The organism is Streptomyces sp. NPDC006140 (assembly GCF_040628815.1).
Classification (GTDB): Bacteria; Actinomycetota; Actinomycetes; order Streptomycetales; family Streptomycetaceae; genus Streptomyces.
Map to the genome: position 1 here is coordinate 887,712 of NZ_JBEXTS010000002.1, position 16,380 is coordinate 904,091.

Here is a 16,380-nt window from a genome sequence, read left to right on the forward strand (position 1 = left end):
GGCGTTACATGACGGCGATGGGATTCACGGGTGAGCCGACGGAACCGGTGATGGGCAGTGGCGCTGCGGTGAGCCAGAACTCGTACTGGAAGGCGTGGTCGAACTCGTTGGGCCGCACCTCGAAGCCCCGGTGTCGGTGGCGATCCCGGCGATCTCGCTCCGGTGCAGCCAGCCGGCCGTGCTGAAGCTCAGTCCCGGCGCCGGTCCGCCCGCGTAGTCGCCCCAGCCTTCGTGACGGGCGCGCGCCGGCCGCCCGGTGCGCACGAGGACCAGGTCGCCACGACCGACGGACCTTCTCCGCCGGGCGGCCGTTCCACGCCGTGCCGTGGTCGAAGATGTGCCCGAGCCCGTCCCACTGGGTGGAGCACTGCAAGGGCATGGCGATCACGTCGTCGGCGCCACCGAAACCGTGCGGAAAGCCCTGGCCGCCCAGAGCGGCGTCGGTGCCGGTGGCGAGCATCGTGTGCACCGGGTTCGTACGCCGCCGCCAGCCGTTCTGCGGGCCGTCCATGTCGAAGGCCGGTGACAACGTTCGAGTACGCCTTCGCGGCCTCGGCGATCGCCCCCTCGGGATCCGTACGGTCGATATGGGCGGGGCTCATTGCTCTTTCTCCGCGACACAGCGGGTGCGCTGGGCGCCGAGCCCGGTGACCGAGCCGTCCATCACGTCGCCGTCGCGCAGCAGCCGGCCCCAGTGGATGCCGTTGCCGGCCGGGCTGCCGGTGAGGACGAGGTCGCCGGGGAGCAGCCGGGCGGTCTGGGAGATGTACGAGACCAGCCGTGCGACGCCGAAGATCATGTCGCTGGTGGACTCGTCCTGCATGGTCTCGCCGTTGAGTTTCAGCGTGACCTGGAGGTCGGAGGTGTCGGCGATGGAGCCGGCCGGGACGATCCACGGGCCGAGCGGGGTGAAGCCGGGGGCGTTCTTGCTGCGCAGCCAGTCGGTGCCGATCGGGGGCATGTCCCGGCGGAAGACGGTCGCGCGGTCGGTGAGGTCGTTGGCGATGGTGTAGCCCGCGACGTACTCCAGGGCCTCGTCCACGGTGACCCGGTAGGCGGGGCGGGAGATCACCGCGGCCAGTTCCAGTTCCCAGTCGGGCTTCTCGGCCCAGGTGGGAAGTACCACGTCGTCGTAGGGGCCGCTGATCGTGGTCGGCAGGCCGATGAAGACGTACGGGAGGTCCTCGGTGGCCCGCTTGTCCATGACCGCCGCGACCTGGGCGCGGGCCTCCTCGACGGTGCCCGGGGCGTCCGGGGCGCGGTGTGCGACCGCCAGGTCGATCACGTGCTGCCGGTAGTTGGCGCCGGACTGGAAGATCTGCCGGGGCTCGACGGGCGCGTGCACCGTCAGGTCCGCCAGCGGTCGCCAGTCGCGCGTCGGGTCCCCGGCGAGGGTGTGCAGCCGCGGCAGCTCCTCGTCCCAGCGCTCCAGGAGCGCGAGCGTGGTCAGCGCGGGTTCGTCCAGTGCCGTGCGCAGGTCGAGCGCTCGGCCGTCCGGCGTCACGAGGCTCGGGAACCTGGTCTCGCCCGGTGCCGAAAGGGTGCCGATGGCGAACGGTCCGGAGAAGGGGGTGAAGGGTGCCGACGTGGCTGCGGATGTCACGGAGATTTCCTCCCGATTGCGGTGCCACTAATCTGGCCCACAGATTGCAATCAGGGAAATCGATTGCCTGTATATAGGAATCCAGCCGGTGAATACCGATGGTGCCGGCTCCGGAATTGGGATGCTTCGTGAACTTGGCCAGCCTGGACCTCAACCTCGTCGTCGCCCTGCGCGCCCTCCTGCAGGAGCGCAACGTCACCAGGGCCGGCCAGCGCATCGGGCTCAGTCAACCCGCGATGAGCGCGGCCCTGGCCCGGCTGCGCCGCCACTTCGACGACGACCTGCTCGCCCGGGTGGGCGGAGGGTACGAGCTGACCGCCCTCGGGCAGGCCCTCCTCGACCGAACCACCACCGCTTGCGACCTGCTGGAGCGCGTCTTCGCCAGTCAGGCCGAATTCGATCCCTCCCGCGAGGAACATGAGTTCACGCTGATCGCCTCGGACTACGCGGTTGCCGTTTTCGGCGTCGAACTCGCCCGCACCATCCAAACCGAGGCCCCAGGCATCCGGCTCAGGTTCAAGCAGGTACCGAACGAAATCATCGACAGCACCGGGTCTCTGCTCAGCACCGTGGACGGGCTACTGCTGCCCCACGGCATCATTCGCGGCTTCCCCATGGTCGAGCTCTACCAGGACAGCTGGGTTTTCCTCGTCGCGGACGACAACCCCGAAGTCGGCGAGCAGCTCACCCTCGACGACCTGGCCCGACTGCCGTGGGTGACGTACCAACGAGCCTACGACGCCTCCGCCGCCCGCCAGATCGCCATGCTCGGCATCGAGCCGCGCGTGGCGGTCGCCGTCGACGGTTTCCAGCTGATGCCACTCCTGGTCGCGGGCACCCGCCGGGTAGCTCTCCTTCAGAGGCGTCTCGCCGACGAGCTGGACGGACTCGCACCCGTCCGCATCATGGAACCGCCCTATGACGCCGTACCGATCCAGCAGGCCTTGTGGTGGCATCCGGTCCACATGCACGACGCGGCGCACATGTGGCTGCGGGAGACGGCGGCCCGGGTCGCCGAGATGATGGAGGCCGGTCGGCCTACGATCTCCCGTCCGCCGAAATGAGAGTGGGGCTTTGCCCTGCATCGGCAAAAGACACCGCCGAGCCGCGGCCGACGCCGAATGGCGGCCGCCGCGTTGAGCCGGGTTGAGTAGTTGCTGGGTATCGGGTCGCGCCCCGGGATGGGCGTGCAGGTAGTCCCGGAAGATCCGCTCGTTCCGACTCCGCAGTCAGGCAGGAGGGCCGCTGCTGCCCCGTGCAACCAGTTCGGGCTCCCGCGACCAAGGTTCCTGTTCTCGGCTCGCCCTCGATCTGGGTGACAAGGAGTTCCCGCGCGCGACGTCCGGCCTCGCCGAAGTCCTGCCGCACCGTGGTCGACGGAGGCCATACGTATGCGGCCTCGGGGATGTTGTCGTAGCCGACCAGGCAGATCGGCGAGTGCGGTCGTCGCCGGGCAGGCCGCGGCGATCTGCCACCGAGCCCGCAGATGGCGGTACTTCCGGTCCGTCCGTATCCGGCCTGGCTCGACAGCGCACGCGTGGTCGAGCGTCAGGTCGGCCGGTCAGCGTAGGAGTCTGCGGATGATGGTGGTGGCGGCGCTGATGTCGGTGGGGCTGCCCGGTGAGGAGCTCGCGGTAACAGAAGGACTCGGCGACCCGGACGACGGCGGCGTGGCCGGAACCTCGGGTCCCCCGCGACCGACACGTGACGGATACACAACTGAGTGGGGATCGAGCCGTGGCCGCTACCGAGGGCAAGAGGAGCGGATACCTGGAGTGTCGATCATCGACGGCACCACAGATCCAGCACCACAGGAGTGCCATGAATGCCTTGCCTGCCACCGAACGGCTCCAGGCGCCCGCAGCCCCGCTCCCTCGTATCGTCGGGCTCGATGTCGCCCGCGGACTCGCGGTGATCGGCATGCTCGCCCAGCATTTCGCCTCGCTGCCCCCCAGCCCACCGACGCTGTTCCGGCCCGGCAGTTGGGTCGGGCTGGTCAGCGGCGGCTCGACCATCCTGTTCGCTGTCATAGGCGGGATCTCGATCGGCATCATCACCGGCGCCGCCCGCCGGCTCGACGGTCAACAGCTCCTCCGGGCCAGGATGAAACTCCTCGCCCGGGCGGCGGTCATCTTCCTTCTCGGCGCGGTGCTGAATGCCATCAGCCCCGGCGTCGGCGTGATCCTCTGCGTGTACGCGCTGTGCTACATCGCGGTGATCCCGCTGCTGCGCGTCCGGCCCCGGACGCTCGCCCTCGCCGCCGTGGCCGGCATGGTCGTGGTCCCCGTCCTGCTCGCCTACCTCGCGGCGTTCAAGCAGTGGCGCCTTCCGGTCAACGCGTCCTTCGAGGAGTTCGATCTGCTCTTCGCCCCCAACGGGCTGTCCGTGGCCCCGCTGACGCTGTACTTCCTGCTGGGCATCGCCCTCTCCCGGTTCGACATCTCGTCGGCCCGGACGGTGCTCGGCATGCTCGTCGGCGGGGTCGTCCTGGTCGTCGTCGGCTACGGCGGTGGCTGGGTGGTGACCGAAGGGGCGGGTACCGGGACGGCTGCTGCTGTTCCCCCGGCGCCCGCAGGCGGGCCCGCCACGGCTCCGCCCGACAACGCCGCCCTTACCCGCGGTCTGCTCTGTATGCCGGAGCCCGGCCAGGTCACCTGCGTCGACCCGGCCTTCGACCCCGACACGTACAAGCCGGCGTGGCAGGCTCCCGACCTCGCCGATCAGGCCCGGCGGGTGCCGCACTCCAACCACGTCGCCGAAATGCTGGGCGGAACGGGAGTGGCGCTGCTGGTCACGGGGCTGAGCCTGGTCGTCACCCCACGGGTGCGGCGCCTGGTCGTGCCCTTGGCGGCGCTCGGCACCATGGCACTGACGGCGTACTCGCTGCAGTTCGTGCTGCTGTACACCGTCTCCTACCTCGGCGGCTCCGACCTGCTGTCCGACAACCAGAGCTTCCTCGTCATGACGGTCGCCCTGCTCGCCGTCTGCCCGGTCTGGCGGCGGCTGCTGGGACAGGGACCGTTCGAACGGCTCCTGTCCGCCGCAGCCCGCCGCGCCGCTCAGGTCGGCTGACCCGGTTACTTCTTCTGTTCCAGCGCTCGCGCCACCGTTCCCGCGTACAGCCTCGCGCCCGCGGGACCGGGGTGCACGCCGTCGTCCGCCAGGAGGTCGTCCCTGCCCCGGACGGCACGGTCCCAGTCCGCGACCACGACGTTCGGATGTGCCGCGGCGGTCTGCCGGACGGCGGTGTTCACCTGGTCCTTCCAGGCGAGCGGGCCGTGCACGGTGACCAGGACGACCGTGCGGCGGGCGCCGGCTTCCCGGACGACCTGTTCGAGGTCCGTACGGCCGCCGACGCCGTTCGTGCCGAGGCCGACGAGCAGGACCGGGTTCAGACGGCCCTCGGCGCCGAGGGAACGCAGCTCGGAGGGGGCTGCGGACAGTTGGCGGCTGACCTTGGCGTCGATGCTGATGCCGGGGAAGCGTTCCTTCAGCGCCGGGGCCGCGGCGAGCATGACGGAGTCACCGACGGCCGTGATCCTTCCCGCCCGGGCGCGCGCGGACGTGCCCGGCGGTACCGGGGCGTCGCCCTGTACGGCGCGTTCACCGGCCGCGATCCGGTCGGCGGCGCTGTCGCCGCCGCGGGCCGAGGCGATGCCCCAGGCGGCGACGAGAACGGCCGTCCCGGCGAGAACCGCCACCGCACGGGGACGCCAGGAGCGCCGGGTTCCGGTCCTGTTGCCTTCCCACGACCCCTGGCGCCTTCCGGACAGTGCCTCGCGCACCGCTGCCGCGGTCCGGCGCAGGCCATGCCGGCGTACGGGCTTCTCGACCCAGCGGTAGGAAGCGGCGGCCACGGCGACGGAGACAGCCGCCGCGAGCAGGCCTCGCAGAGGTGCCTGGCCCGGCCCGTGCCCGTCCGGCACGGCCAGCGCGATCAGCGGCATGTGCCACAGATAGATCCCGTAGGACCGGCGGCCGATCCAGCGCAGCCACGGGGTGCTCATGAACCTGACGAAGACCGATCCGCTCTGCGCGGCGGCCAGGACAACGGCGCCGGCGGCACACGCGGCGGCGGTGAAGCCCCACGGGTACAGGTGCGGGGTGTCGGAGTGGATCCCCCCGGCCAGCACTCCGAGGACCACCGACCCCATGACACCGGCTGCTCCGTACAGGAGAGGCGCCCGACGGTGCTTCCAGGCACCGGCCGCGGGAACCGCGAGGGCGAGCGCCGCGCCGAGCAGGAGGCCGAAGGCGTGGGTGTCCGTGCCGAAGTAGGCGCGGGACGTGTCCTCGCCGGGCCGGTGCAGCGTTGCCATCGCGGTGAGGGACGCGATCGCCGCCGCCGGCACGACGGCCACCCGGATGCGGGTACGGGGGCCGGGGCCGGTCATCCGCAGCAGCCCCAGGATCACCAGGGGCCAGGCGAGGTAGAACTGCTCCTCCACGCCGAGGGTCCACAGGTGCTGGAAAAGGGGCGGCGGCCCGAAGGAGGCGAAGTAGGAGGCATGGGTGCTGATCTGCCACCAGTTGTTGGTGAAGGTCAGCGCCGACAGCACGTCCCGCCCGGAGGCGTCGATCCGCTCCGGGCGCCACAGCGCCGCGACGGCGGTCACGGTGACGAGGAGGACGACCAGCGCGGGGAGCAGCCGTCGCGCTCTGCGTATCCAGAACCGCGCGAGGTCGATCCGGCCGGTGCGGTGCCGTTCGGCGCACAGCAGGTCGGTGATCAGCCAGCCGCTGAGGACGAAGAACACGTCGACGCCGAGAAAGCCGCCGGGCAGCCATGAGGGGGCGACGTGGTAGACGACCACCAGGAGCACGGCCACCGCGCGGACGCCGTCGAGTCCGGGCCGGTACGGGCGTGGGGCCTCAGGCGGCTCAGGAGCGGCGGGGCGCCGCATCATCAGGGTCGCGGAGTCGCTCACGACTGCTCACCTCCTGGCAGCGGCCGGTCCTCGATGAGCGCTTTCCATATGGCGTTCGCCTTCGGTTCCTCGGGGACGACCCGGTTGGGGTCGTGCGGGGCGGGGGCGACCGGCAGGGTGCGGAACTCGACCTGGTCGGCGTCGAGGCCGTCGAGGGAGCGGGCGAAGGACGTCAGCGACGAGAGGGAGCCGAGGCCCTTGTCCGTGGTGATGGCGCTGGTGAGGTCGTCGAGCAGCCGGTAGAGCCGCACGGGGTCCGTCAGCAGGTCGGTGGAGCGTATCTGGCCGATCAGGGCTTTCATGAAGGTCTGCTGGAGCTTGATGCGGCCGAGGTCGCTGCCGTCGCCGATGCCGTGCCGGGTCCGTACGAGCCCGAGGGCCTGCTCGCCGTTCAGGCGCTGCCATCCCTTGCGGAGGTGGGTGCGGCTGTCGGGGTCGTCGATGTCCTGCGGGACGTTCACCCGGAACCCGCCGAGCGTGTTGATCATCTTTTTGAATCCGGTGAAGTCGATCTCCACGACATGGTCGATCCGCAGCCCGGACAGTTGCTCGACCGTGGCGACCGAGCAGGCCGTGCCGCCCACGGAGAAGGCGGAGTTGAACATGACGGATTGCGCGGCCGGTACCACACCGGACCCGGTGGCGCAGGCGGGCCGGTCGATCAGGGTGTCCCGGGGGAGGCTGATCACCGAGGCGCTCCTGCGGCCGTCGGCGAGGTGGACGACCATGGCGGTGTCGGAGCGGGCGCCGCCTTCGTCGCGGCCGTACTCGCTGTTCGCCCCCGACCGGGAGTCCGAGCCGAGCAGCAGCACGTTCACCGCTCCCGGTGCCTGCCGGTCCGGTCGGGATCCGGCGTTCAACTGCCCGTCGATGTCCTGGGAGTCGATGTTGCCGTTGAGGTTCTGGTAGGCGAAGGCGGCGCCGGCCGCCACGAGGGCGACGAAGACGGTCGTCGTCACCAGGAGCCGGCGTGTCCGGCGGCGGGACCGGCCCCGGGAGGACGGGCGGGCCGTGGTTCGTCGCCGGTGCGTCGAGGGGTCTCTGGCGTGCCGGCGCGGCTCACGGACCGGAAGGCGTGGGTCGGTCATGCGCTCCTCCATCGGACAGCCCGCGAACGTGCTTCGCGGTGGGTGCTGCCGATGGTCGATCGCGCAGGTCTACGGCCTGCCTCCGGCGGCCGTCAGCGGGCGATCGAAACCCGCTCCGTTGTGTATCCGTTCTGTACCGGCGGGAGTTCGCCGAGGATCACGAGGGCTCGTCAGGGGCCGCGGGCAGGGTGAGAACGGCCTGGGCACCGCCGTCGGGCGCGTTGCCGAACCGGAGCCGGGCACCGATCACCTCCGCCTGCCCCAGGGCGATGGTCAGCCCCAGACCGTGTCCCTTGCCGCGTTCCGGAGCGTGCGAGCGGAAACGCTGGGGACCATCGGTCAAAAGCTCCTCGGGGTATCCCCGCCCGTGGTCGCGCACGGTCACCGAGGTCGCCGTGACGCCGACCTCCACCGGGGGCCGGCCGTGCCGGTGCGCGTTGGCCAGCAGATTGGCGAGGATACGGTTCAAGCGACGGGGATCGGTGCGGACCAGCGTGGCCGTGTGTTCGTCCTCCACCGGGTCCATGCGGACCGGGAAGTCGGCGCGTGCCACGGCCTGTTCGACCAGCAGGCGCAAGGGCCAGGCGGACAGGTCGGGTTCCTCGGCGCCGCTGTCCAGCCGGGAGATCTCCAGCAGATCGTCGGTCAGGGAGCACAGGGCCCGCACCCGCTCGCGCACGTGGTCGGTGATCCGCCCCTCGGGCAGGTTCTCGGCCGCCGTCAGCAGCCCCATCAGGGGCGTACGCAGCTCGTGGGCGACGTCGGCGGTGAACCTCTGCTCCGTCAGCAGGCGGGACTGCAGGGCCGCCGCCATGGTGTCCACCGCGTGAGAGATCTCGTCGATCTCGTCCCGGGGCCGTTCGGGTACGCCGATCCGCGCGTCGAGCTCGCCCTGGCTGATCCGCGTCGCCGTGGCCGCCGCGAGCCGCAGGCGCCGGCTCAGGCGGGAGGCGGTGAAGGCGCCGGCCGGGAGCAGCACTCCGGAGGTCAGCGCCCCGGCCACGGCGATGCTCGCGTCCAGTGCCTCCAGGTCGCGCAGCGTCGGCTCCACGTTCGCGGTCACCGACAGCGTCCGGTCACCGGCCGGGCGGGCCGCCCACATCTGTCGCCCCCGCGGCCCGTCGACCAGTTCGGTGCCGCGATGCCCGCGGCGCACCAGCCCGGCCAGTCCCTCGGGGAGTTCGGCGTCCAGGCGGGCACCCGTCCCGCGTACCTCGCCGGTCCGGGCGTAGATCGACGCGGCCCGGTCGAGATCCGTGCGGACGGCTGACCGGGCCTGCTTCAACTCCCGGTCGTAGGCGTCCACATGCACCCACACGCCCACGCACGCCACCGCGGCGGCCGTCGTGGAGACGACCAGCGTGCCGATGCGCCACCGGAGATTCATCGGCGCATCTTGTAGCCGAAGCCACGCACCGTCTCGATGAACCCGCCGCCGATCTTCGCGCGCAGCCGCTGCACATGCAGGTCGACCACCCGGGTGTCGTGGTCCCACTCGTGTTCCCACACCCGTCGCAACAGGGTGCCCCGGTCCAGCACCGTGCCCGCGTGCGCGGCGAACTCCAGCAGCAGCCGCAGCTCGGTCGGGGTGAGGGTGACCGGCACGCCCGCGCGGGTCACCTCCATCCCGTCGGTGTCGATGCACAGCTCACCGAACCGCAACAGCCGCTCGGATCCGTCCTGCTCCGGTGCCGGGGACGGTCGCCCGTTCCGCTCGGGGGAGGCCTGGGCCGCGTAGGAGACCCGCCGCAGCAGCGACCGGATCCGGGCGACGACGACCGAGCTCTCGCACGGCTTGACGACGTAGTCGTCGGCTCCCGACTCCAGACCGGAGACGACATCGAGGGAGTCGCCCCGGGCGGACATCATCAGGATCGGCACGGTGCTCGTCTCCCGGACCCGGCGGCACAGGCCGATCCCGTCGAGTTCGGGCAGCATCACGTCCAGCAGCAGAAGATCGGGCCGGAGCTCGCGGAACAGCTCCAGCCCCGTCAGCCCGTCCCCGGCGGAGAACACGGTGAAGCCGTAGCGCTCCAGCGACACCTGGAGCATGTCGCGGATCACCTCGTCGTCCTCCACCAGCAACAGGCGGGCCTCGACCGGCGTACCGGAGGCATGCGACGTCACGACGCCCCCGGCTCGGGAAGGTCGGTCCGGTCGGACCGGGTGGCGTCGCGCAGGGACAGGATCTCTCCGTTCCAGCGGTAGCGGCTGACCGTGGTGGTGCGCGTGCCGGGGTCCGACGACGTCACCAGCAGCTCCCCGCCGACCGTGGACGCCGTGGTGCCCAGCGGCAACCAGGTCGACAGCACGGGGCGGACGTCCGCCGGACCGTTGATCATGTAGACCTCCAGAAGGGTCCGGGAGTCGACGGGATCGTCCAGCGCCACCACCGCTTCGGCCTCGCCGTCCCCCGTGAGGTCTCGGTGCGCCACCGGCCGCATCCGGGGGCACTCCTCCCTCGCCGCACCGGCGCAGGCGCCCGCGGCCCTGCGGAAGTAGGAGGACAGATTGGTGTCCGCCGCCACCAGTTTCCAGGCGTCGGCGCGGCTCACGGGCGTCGAGACCCGCACGCCGACGATCGGCGCGTACCGGTCCTCGTACGGCGGATTCTGGCCGGGCGTGGCGGGAGGGGTGTAGCCGGGCCACAGCGGCTCGGGTTTCGCCGGGGGTGTCAGCGACGCGGCCGGGCCGTCGTCCACCGTGCCCTTCCCGCCCGCGCACGAACTCAGGACCAGTGCGCCCGCCACAGCGGCGACGACGGCACACCAACCGCGCACACGCCCGAAGCGCTGCTTTGCTGACGACATCCCGGGTATCACGACGAGCTTGTACACCTCACTCGGCGAGCGTACCAACAGCACCGGAGGACACTCTGGCCCCATGCGCGGCCTCAGGGGGTGGCCTGGGGCTGTGCCGGGCTGAGGTAGTGCACGGTGGTCTGGCCGGCGTGCGGGGCGAGCAGGCCCCGCAGTTCCTCCGCCGCGGTCTTCAGGAGGTGGCCGTCGGAGGTGGCGCGGAGCGTTTCCAGGACGAAGGCGACATGGGTGGAGTCCGCGGTGACGCGTGTGCGGTGGGCGTCGCGGTGGTTCCAGTGACGCGTCAGGACGCCGGTGCTGTCCGCGTAGATGATCTCGCCGGGCCTGGGGTTCTCGACGGTGCCGGGTTCGCCGAGCGGGGTGAAGGTCTCGGTGCCGTCCGCGTGGCGGATGTCCACGTCGCCGGTGACCTGGTCCAGGTCGAAGGCGCCGGCGGGCAGGCCGTGGCGGACGGAGACGGCGTTGTAGGAGTCGACGGCCGGGTTGATGCGCGGCAGCGTTCCCTTCTTGGCGAGGCGGCGGCCGAGCGCGTCGACACTGGGGCGGACGCGGCGCGGGTTGGTGCCGAAGGAGCGGTAGGCGGAGTGCCAGGCCTCGACGCGGGGATCGTTCTCGTCGGCGGGCTGCCAAATGCCCTCGGCGAGCCGCTGCTCCAGTTCGTCCAGGGCGGTGGCGGTGTGGGGCCAAGGCTCGTGGCCGCGCAGGCCGGTGGCGGTGACCAGGGCGATGAGGGTGTCGGGGAAGGCGTCCGCGACGGCGGGGGCGATGCGGAAGGCGGGCATGGCGGGGTTTCCGTTCCGGTGGGTGTGCGGTGGGGCGGCGCGGTACTCTCCCCCCCTGGTATCGTCAGAACGACCGCAAGGTACAACGTAACGACCGGCCCCTGTCAATCGAACGACAGCGCGGTGCATTCCGGTGACCTGTCGGCGAGGAGAGAGCAGATGGTCGAGACGGGCGCAGCCCTGCGGACGGTCGCGCACAACGTCCGGGCCGCCCGCACCCGCGCGGGCCTGTCCCTGGAGGAACTCGGCCGCCGCGCCCAGGTCAGCAAGGGGGCCCTGGTGGCGCTGGAGAAAGCCCAGGGCAACCCCAATCTGGCCACACTGGTCCGGCTGGCCGACACCCTCGGTGTCCCGGTGTCCGCCCTGATGCAGGGACCCGCCGAAGGCCGCGTCCGCGTCGTGGCCGCCGACGCCGTCGCACCGCTGTGGACCGGAGAACGAGGCGGCGAGGCCCGGCTCTTGCTGACCACCTCGGGCCCGGCCCCGGTCGAGGTCTGGCGCTGGCGCCTGGAGCCGGACGAGGAGTACCCCAGCCATCCCCACCAGCCCGGAGTCGTGGAGACCGTCAGTGTCACCTCCGGCCGGATGACCCTGGTCGTCGACGGCACCGAACACACCGTGGAAGCCGGCCAGACCGCCACGTTCGACGGAGACACCCCGCACACCTACCGCGGTGCCGGTACCGGGACATGCCACCTGATCATGACGGTCCACCTGCCGCCGGGCCCCGCCGGGACGACCTGACCGGCACCGCCGGCAGCGGCCCCCACGGGACCAGTGGCGCGCAGCAGAGGGAGAACCAGGCGGCTTCCCAGCCGTGGGCCTCACCGCACCGAACCCGCGGCCTGCCCGTCGGGCCGGGGGAGACGCGATGAGTTCCGCTTCCACGCCGACGGCCCCGGGACCCGCGCCCGACACCGCCCTCACCACGTTCCTGACCGCCCACCGGCTCGCCGAGCCCGGCGAGGCCGGCGAGTGGGCCTGGATGCGGTTCGCCTCCCGGCACCGCCCGGACAGCGTGCCGGAACTGCTGGCCCACGACCCCGAGGCCGGCCTCTTCGCCATGGCGTACCTGCCGCCCGAGCGGTACCCGGTGCGGAAGGCGCAGCTCCTGTACGGCGAGGTGCGGGTGGCGACCGCGGCGGCCGTCGGGGAACTGCTCGGCAGCCTGCACGCGGCCAGTGCGGGCGACGCCGCCCTCGCCGCCCGGTTCGCCACCGACGACAACTTCCACGCGCTGCGCATCGAGCCCCACCTGCTGGAGACAGCCGCCGCGCACCCTGCCCTGCGCCCCGTCCTCCAGGACCTCGCCGACCGCACGGCCAGGACCCGTCCGGCCCTGGTGCACGGCGACGTCAGCCCCGAGAACATCCTCGTCGGCCCGGCGGCGCCGGTGCTGCTGGACGCCGAGTGCGCCTGGTACCCAGCCGAGTCCGCCGAGTCCGACGGTGCCCTGCCCCCAGTGCCCGAGGGGCCGGCGGGCCCGAGACAGGAGAGACGCATGCGTAGCGAGGACAGAGAGGATGGGTCTCCGCGTACGGAGGACACAGGGGACAGGCGCATGCGCAGAGTCGTCACCGGCCATGACCAGGAGCAGCGCGCCGACTCGTCCGGCCTCGCCGAGCTCATCGAGCCCGACGGCATGCACGCCACCCCGACCGTGGACTACGGCATCGTGCTCCAGGGCGAGATCCTCCTCGAACTCGACGACGGCCACCGCACCCGGCTCTCGGCCGGGGACATCGTGATCCAGAACGGCACCCGGCACGCCTGGCGCAACCACAGCGGCCGGCCGGTCACCATGGCTTTCGTCCTCATCGGCGCCGAGCCCGGGGCCTGACGGGGCCAGGAGCCGGCGGGCCGGACCGCCGAGGCCATCGGCGGGCGACGGTCGGCGTGGAGCCGCCGGTCAGCGGTGGGGAGAGCGGCGGACGGTCAGGACGGCGACGTCGTCGTGCCCGCCTTCGTCGGCGGCGAACGCGCGGGCGTCTTCGTACAGGGCCCGGGGCAGTTCGGCGGGGGAGAGGCCGAGGTGCCCGGTCAGCCGTTCCTCGACCGGGTAGAACGTGCCGTCGGCGGACCGGGTCTCGTCGAGCCCGTCCGTGGTCAGCAGCAGCGTCGAACCCTCCGGGAACGCACACCAGTTGACCGTCGTGGGCGCGTCCGCCAGCTCGGCGAGACCGAGCGGGACGCCGGAGTCCAGCGGCGGTGTGGAGACGACGCCGTCCCGCACCAGCCGGGGCGGGACGTGCCCGCAGTTGACGATCTGCGCCTCCGGGCCGGCGTCGACGCCGACGACGAGCGCGGTCACGAAGCGCTCGTCGTCACCGGTCTGTTCCGCGTGGGAGTTGTGGCGGACCACCGCGGCGTCGAGGGCATCGATCAGCGCGGTGAGCGTGGGCTCGCGGTAGGCCGCCTCCCGGAAGGCCCCGATGACGGCGAACGCGGCGCCGACGGCCGCCAGGCCCTTGCCCTGCACGTCCCCGATCAGCACGCGGCTGCCCCAGGGCGAGTCCACCACGTCGTAGATGTCGCCGCCGACGAGACGGTCCTCCTGCAGGGGCTCGTAGACGCCGTTGACGAGGACGTCGTCGGTCAGGACGGGAAGGGGGTGCAGGATGTGCCGCTGCATGGCCGCGGCGGTGGAGCGCAGACGGAGCATCTCGTGCTCGCGTCCGAGGCGCCGGCGGCAGGCGTAGACGGAGGCCGCGCCCAGGGCGAGGGTGAGCAGCACCAGCAGGGCCCGGTCGAGCCACCGGCCCACCTCGGCGCCCCGCACCAGCAGGGTGAACAGGACGACGAGCGTGGTCCACACGGCGACGAAGGCCGTCTGCCGGACCGTGCACAGCGCCGACGCCGTGCCCGGCAGGAAGACCAGCAGCCCGAGGAGCCACACCTCGGATCCGGAGACCAGGCCGAGGAACTCCACCAGAACCGTCACCGACACCACGCCGACGAGTACCTGGATGTTGTCCGGGGGCTCGATGGCGTCCAGGGCGTCGACGGATCGTGTGCGGCGGATACGGGCCATGGGGACTCCCGGACAGAGGGGGATCTCTCCGTACGTTGTACAGGTCGCGGGATGCCCCGGCCGTCAGTGTCATCAGTCCGGCGGACAGACGGGCGGGGCGACGGCACGCCGGAGCGCGTCCCGCCATGGTCAGCCCCTCGGCCGGCAGCAGCTCCGCCACGATCTCGCTCTCGATGTGCCGGGGCAGGCTCCCGCCGTGGCGATCGATACGGTGTACCGTACGATGACTCGCATGCCCCGTCACTCGCCCTCCCTGGATCGCGCCACCCCGGACCGCATCGCCGAGACCGCCCTGCTCCTCGTCGACGAGGGCGGTCCGGAAGCCCTGACGTTCCGGGCGCTGGCGGCGCGGCTGGAGATCTCCCTCGCCTCGCTCCAGCGCCGGTGCGTCGATCTCGCCGGACTGCTGGACCTGTGCCTGGACCACCTGGCCACCCAGCTGCCCGAGACACAGCCGGGCACCGACTGGGCCACCGCCACCGAGGTCAGGTTCACCGCGCTCTACCGGCTGCTGGCACAACGCCCGGGGCTGCTCGCCCTGCGGGGTACGCGGCCCTGGCTCGGGCCGCACCTGCTGGCCCGCCTGGTAGAGCCGCAGCTCGCCGACAGTCTCGCCGCCGGCATGAGCCCCGAGGAGGCGATCACGGCCTACCGGCGCATGTATCTGCTCACCCTCGGCAGCGCGGGCTTCGTCGACCACGGGGACGCCAAGGCCGCGCGGACGGCCACCCGTACCGCCCTGGCCGCCCTCGACCCGGAGGAGTTCCCGGTGCTGAGCGGCAACCTCGCCGCGATCGTGCCCGCGGTGACCGACCACGAGGTCTACTACGGCGCGCTGCGCCAGCTCATCGCGGCCGCGGATCCGGCCCGACCGCCCCTCCCGCCGGAGCGCCGCGACGCCTGACTCGCCGGAGCGCCGCGATCCGCCGGAGCGCCGCGACCTGCCCGACCCGCCGGCGGCACGACGCCGCCCACGGAAACGCCCGAACGGGAACACCGACCACGAGGACCTTCGCCATGAGCCTCACCACGACCACCGCCGCCACCACCCGGACCACTCCCACGACACGCATCTTCAGCAGCGACAACGCCGCCGGCACCTCACCGGAGATCGTCGAGGCGATGGCCGCGGTCAGCGCCGGCCCCGCCCTGCCCTACGGGGCGGACGACAGCACCGCCACGGTCCGGCAGGGGCTGAGCGAGATATTCGAGCGTGACGTCGACGTCGTGCTGGTCTCCACGGGAACCGCGGCGAACGCGCTGAGCCTGGCCGCGCTGACCCCACCCTGGGGCAGTGTGCTGTGCCACCGCGACAGCCACATCAACAACGACGAGTGCGCAGCGCCCGAGTTCCACACGGCGGGCGCCAAGCTGGTCCCGCTCGGCGGCGACGACGCCAAGATCGACCCGGAGGAGCTGCGGGCCGCCGCCCGGCACAAGGCCGGAGACGTGCACAGCGTGGAACCGTCGGTGGTGAGCGTCACGCAGGCCACCGAGACCGGAGCCGTCTACACCCTCGACGAGATCCGCACCCTCGGGTCGATCGCCCGGGAAGCCGGGCTGCGCCTGCACATGGACGGTGCGCGGTTCGCCGGAGCCGTCGCCGCCCTCGGTTGCGCGCCCGCCGAGCTGACCTGGCGGGCCGGGGTCGACCTGCTGTCCTTCGGTGCCACCAAGAACGGCACGATGACCGCCGAGGCGATCGTCGTCTTCGACCGCTCGCTCACACCCGAACTCGCCTTTCGCACCAAGCGGGCCGGCCAGCTCACCTCCAAGATGCGCTTCCAGGCCGCCCAGCTGGACGCCTACCTCCGCGGCGGCCTGTGGCTGCGCAACGCGGGGCACGCCAACGCCATGGCCGCCCGTCTCCAGGAGGGCCTCAAGACGGTGCCCGGTGTGGAACTGCTCGGCGCCGCCGAGGCCAACATCCTCTTCTGCCGCCCGCCCCGGCAGATCACCGAGGGGCTCCTGGCCGAGGGCTACGCCTTCTACCACGACCGTTGGGCGCCGGGTGTGGTCCGCTTCGTGACCTCCTTCGCCACCACGGAGCAGGACATCGACGACCTCGTCCGGGCCGCCGCCCGCCTCGCCGCCTGACCGAAGGGGGGCCGGTCGCGCCCGCGGGCCAG

15 protein-coding genes and 1 pseudogene are annotated in these 16,380 nt (G+C 72.0%); 6 read left to right on the top strand and 10 right to left on the bottom strand.

Annotated elements, in window-relative coordinates; translation table 11 throughout:
* Positions 1 to 4: 4 nt before the first annotated feature.
* Together ABZ386_RS09155 and ABZ386_RS09160 are read right to left on the bottom strand one after the other, a co-directional pair.
* A pseudogene (locus ABZ386_RS09155) lies at positions 5 to 602 on the bottom strand (cyclase family protein).
* Positions 599 to 1,603 (bottom strand): fumarylacetoacetate hydrolase family protein, encoded by a 1,005-nt coding sequence (locus ABZ386_RS09160; protein WP_356504653.1) that lies wholly within the window; start codon positions 1,601 to 1,603, stop codon positions 599 to 601. The pseudogene ABZ386_RS09155 and the gene ABZ386_RS09160 overlap by 4 nt, the downstream one beginning before the upstream one ends.
* A 128-nt stretch (positions 1,604 to 1,731) precedes the next feature.
* Between ABZ386_RS09160 and ABZ386_RS09165 the strand changes: the two genes are divergently transcribed.
* Entirely contained in the window at positions 1,732 to 2,667 is a 936-nt protein-coding gene (locus ABZ386_RS09165) for a LysR family transcriptional regulator (protein ID WP_358964380.1), read from the top strand.
* Here the strand turns inward: ABZ386_RS09165 and ABZ386_RS09170 are convergent.
* Positions 2,642 to 3,133 (bottom strand): substrate-binding domain-containing protein, encoded by a 492-nt coding sequence (locus ABZ386_RS09170; RefSeq protein ID WP_356617629.1) that lies wholly within the window; start codon positions 3,131 to 3,133, stop codon positions 2,642 to 2,644. The two genes, ABZ386_RS09165 and ABZ386_RS09170, sit on opposite strands and share 26 nt — an antisense overlap.
* Positions 3,134 to 3,424: 291 nt before the next feature.
* Between ABZ386_RS09170 and ABZ386_RS09175 the strand changes: the two genes are divergently transcribed.
* Positions 3,425 to 4,675 carry a DUF418 domain-containing protein gene (locus ABZ386_RS09175; protein WP_358964381.1) on the top strand — a complete coding sequence of 417 codons (1,251 nt, stop codon included), beginning with the start codon at positions 3,425 to 3,427 and terminating at the stop codon, positions 4,673 to 4,675.
* Positions 4,676 to 4,680: 5 nt separating this feature from the next.
* On the opposite strand, the gene ABZ386_RS09180 is transcribed toward ABZ386_RS09175, so the two are convergent.
* From ABZ386_RS09180 to ABZ386_RS09205, 6 genes are all read right to left on the bottom strand, one after another.
* Positions 4,681 to 6,531: an acyltransferase family protein gene (locus ABZ386_RS09180; protein WP_351344291.1), complete on the bottom strand. Its 1,851-nt coding sequence runs from the start codon at positions 6,529 to 6,531 to the stop codon at positions 4,681 to 4,683.
* Positions 6,528 to 7,619: an LCP family protein gene (locus tag ABZ386_RS09185; RefSeq protein ID WP_358964383.1), complete on the bottom strand. Its 1,092-nt coding sequence runs from the start codon at positions 7,617 to 7,619 to the stop codon at positions 6,528 to 6,530. Before ABZ386_RS09185 ends, ABZ386_RS09180 begins: the two co-directional genes overlap by 4 nt.
* Before the next feature lie 157 nt (positions 7,620 to 7,776).
* Positions 7,777 to 9,006, bottom strand: coding sequence for a HAMP domain-containing sensor histidine kinase (locus tag ABZ386_RS09190; protein ID WP_356673773.1), 1,230 nt, complete (start codon positions 9,004 to 9,006; stop codon positions 7,777 to 7,779).
* Positions 9,003 to 9,746 carry a two-component system response regulator CseB gene (gene cseB, locus ABZ386_RS09195; protein ID WP_358964384.1) on the bottom strand — a complete coding sequence of 248 codons (744 nt, stop codon included), beginning with the start codon at positions 9,744 to 9,746 and terminating at the stop codon, positions 9,003 to 9,005. The genes ABZ386_RS09190 and cseB overlap by 4 nt, the downstream gene beginning before the upstream one ends.
* Entirely contained in the window at positions 9,743 to 10,429 is a 687-nt protein-coding gene (locus ABZ386_RS09200) for a hypothetical protein (protein ID WP_351344303.1), read from the bottom strand. The genes cseB and ABZ386_RS09200 overlap by 4 nt, the downstream gene beginning before the upstream one ends.
* 83 nt (positions 10,430 to 10,512) lie before the next feature.
* A complete protein-coding gene (locus ABZ386_RS09205; protein ID WP_358964386.1) occupies positions 10,513 to 11,220 on the bottom strand; it encodes a phenylalanine--tRNA ligase beta subunit-related protein in 708 nt (235 codons plus the stop codon).
* Positions 11,221 to 11,379: 159 nt separating this feature from the next.
* On the opposite strand from ABZ386_RS09205, the gene ABZ386_RS09210 reads away from it, so the two are divergent.
* Together ABZ386_RS09210 and ABZ386_RS09215 are read left to right on the top strand one after the other, a co-directional pair.
* Positions 11,380 to 11,964, top strand: coding sequence for an XRE family transcriptional regulator (locus ABZ386_RS09210; protein ID WP_355713598.1), 585 nt, complete (start codon positions 11,380 to 11,382; stop codon positions 11,962 to 11,964).
* A gap of 127 nt (positions 11,965 to 12,091) precedes the next feature.
* Complete coding sequence (locus ABZ386_RS09215; protein ID WP_358964388.1) at positions 12,092 to 13,060, top strand: cupin domain-containing protein; 969 nt, start codon at positions 12,092 to 12,094, stop codon at positions 13,058 to 13,060.
* A gap of 69 nt (positions 13,061 to 13,129) precedes the next feature.
* Here the strand turns inward: ABZ386_RS09215 and ABZ386_RS09220 are convergent, their stop codons facing one another.
* The gene (locus tag ABZ386_RS09220; RefSeq protein ID WP_356504671.1) at positions 13,130 to 14,251 is read right to left on the bottom strand and encodes a PP2C family protein-serine/threonine phosphatase; all 1,122 of its coding nucleotides are present in this window, start codon (positions 14,249 to 14,251) and stop codon (positions 13,130 to 13,132) included.
* A gap of 232 nt (positions 14,252 to 14,483) precedes the next feature.
* On the opposite strand from ABZ386_RS09220, the gene ABZ386_RS09225 reads away from it, so the two are divergent.
* A complete protein-coding gene (locus ABZ386_RS09225) occupies positions 14,484 to 15,155 on the top strand; it encodes a TetR/AcrR family transcriptional regulator (protein ID WP_351344318.1) in 672 nt (223 codons plus the stop codon).
* Positions 15,156 to 15,268: 113 nt separating this feature from the next.
* Entirely contained in the window at positions 15,269 to 16,348 is a 1,080-nt protein-coding gene (locus ABZ386_RS09230) for a low specificity L-threonine aldolase (protein WP_356673343.1), read from the top strand.
* Positions 16,349 to 16,380: the final 32 nt, after the last annotated feature.

Coding starts and splice junctions, on each gene's coding strand:
- ABZ386_RS09220 (WP_356504671.1), bottom strand. CDS start 14,251: ATGGCCCGTATCCGCCGCACACGATCCGTCGACGCCCTGGACGCCATC.
- ABZ386_RS09215 (WP_358964388.1), top strand. CDS start 12,092: ATGAGTTCCGCTTCCACGCCGACGGCCCCGGGACCCGCGCCCGACACC.
- ABZ386_RS09230 (WP_356673343.1), top strand. CDS start 15,269: ATGAGCCTCACCACGACCACCGCCGCCACCACCCGGACCACTCCCACG.
- ABZ386_RS09225 (WP_351344318.1), top strand. CDS start 14,484: ATGCCCCGTCACTCGCCCTCCCTGGATCGCGCCACCCCGGACCGCATC.
- ABZ386_RS09190 (WP_356673773.1), bottom strand. CDS start 9,006: ATGAATCTCCGGTGGCGCATCGGCACGCTGGTCGTCTCCACGACGGCC.
- ABZ386_RS09205 (WP_358964386.1), bottom strand. CDS start 11,220: ATGCCCGCCTTCCGCATCGCCCCCGCCGTCGCGGACGCCTTCCCCGAC.
- ABZ386_RS09175 (WP_358964381.1), top strand. CDS start 3,425: ATGAATGCCTTGCCTGCCACCGAACGGCTCCAGGCGCCCGCAGCCCCG.
- ABZ386_RS09210 (WP_355713598.1), top strand. CDS start 11,380: ATGGTCGAGACGGGCGCAGCCCTGCGGACGGTCGCGCACAACGTCCGG.
- ABZ386_RS09200 (WP_351344303.1), bottom strand. CDS start 10,429: ATGTCGTCAGCAAAGCAGCGCTTCGGGCGTGTGCGCGGTTGGTGTGCC.
- ABZ386_RS09185 (WP_358964383.1), bottom strand. CDS start 7,619: ATGACCGACCCACGCCTTCCGGTCCGTGAGCCGCGCCGGCACGCCAGA.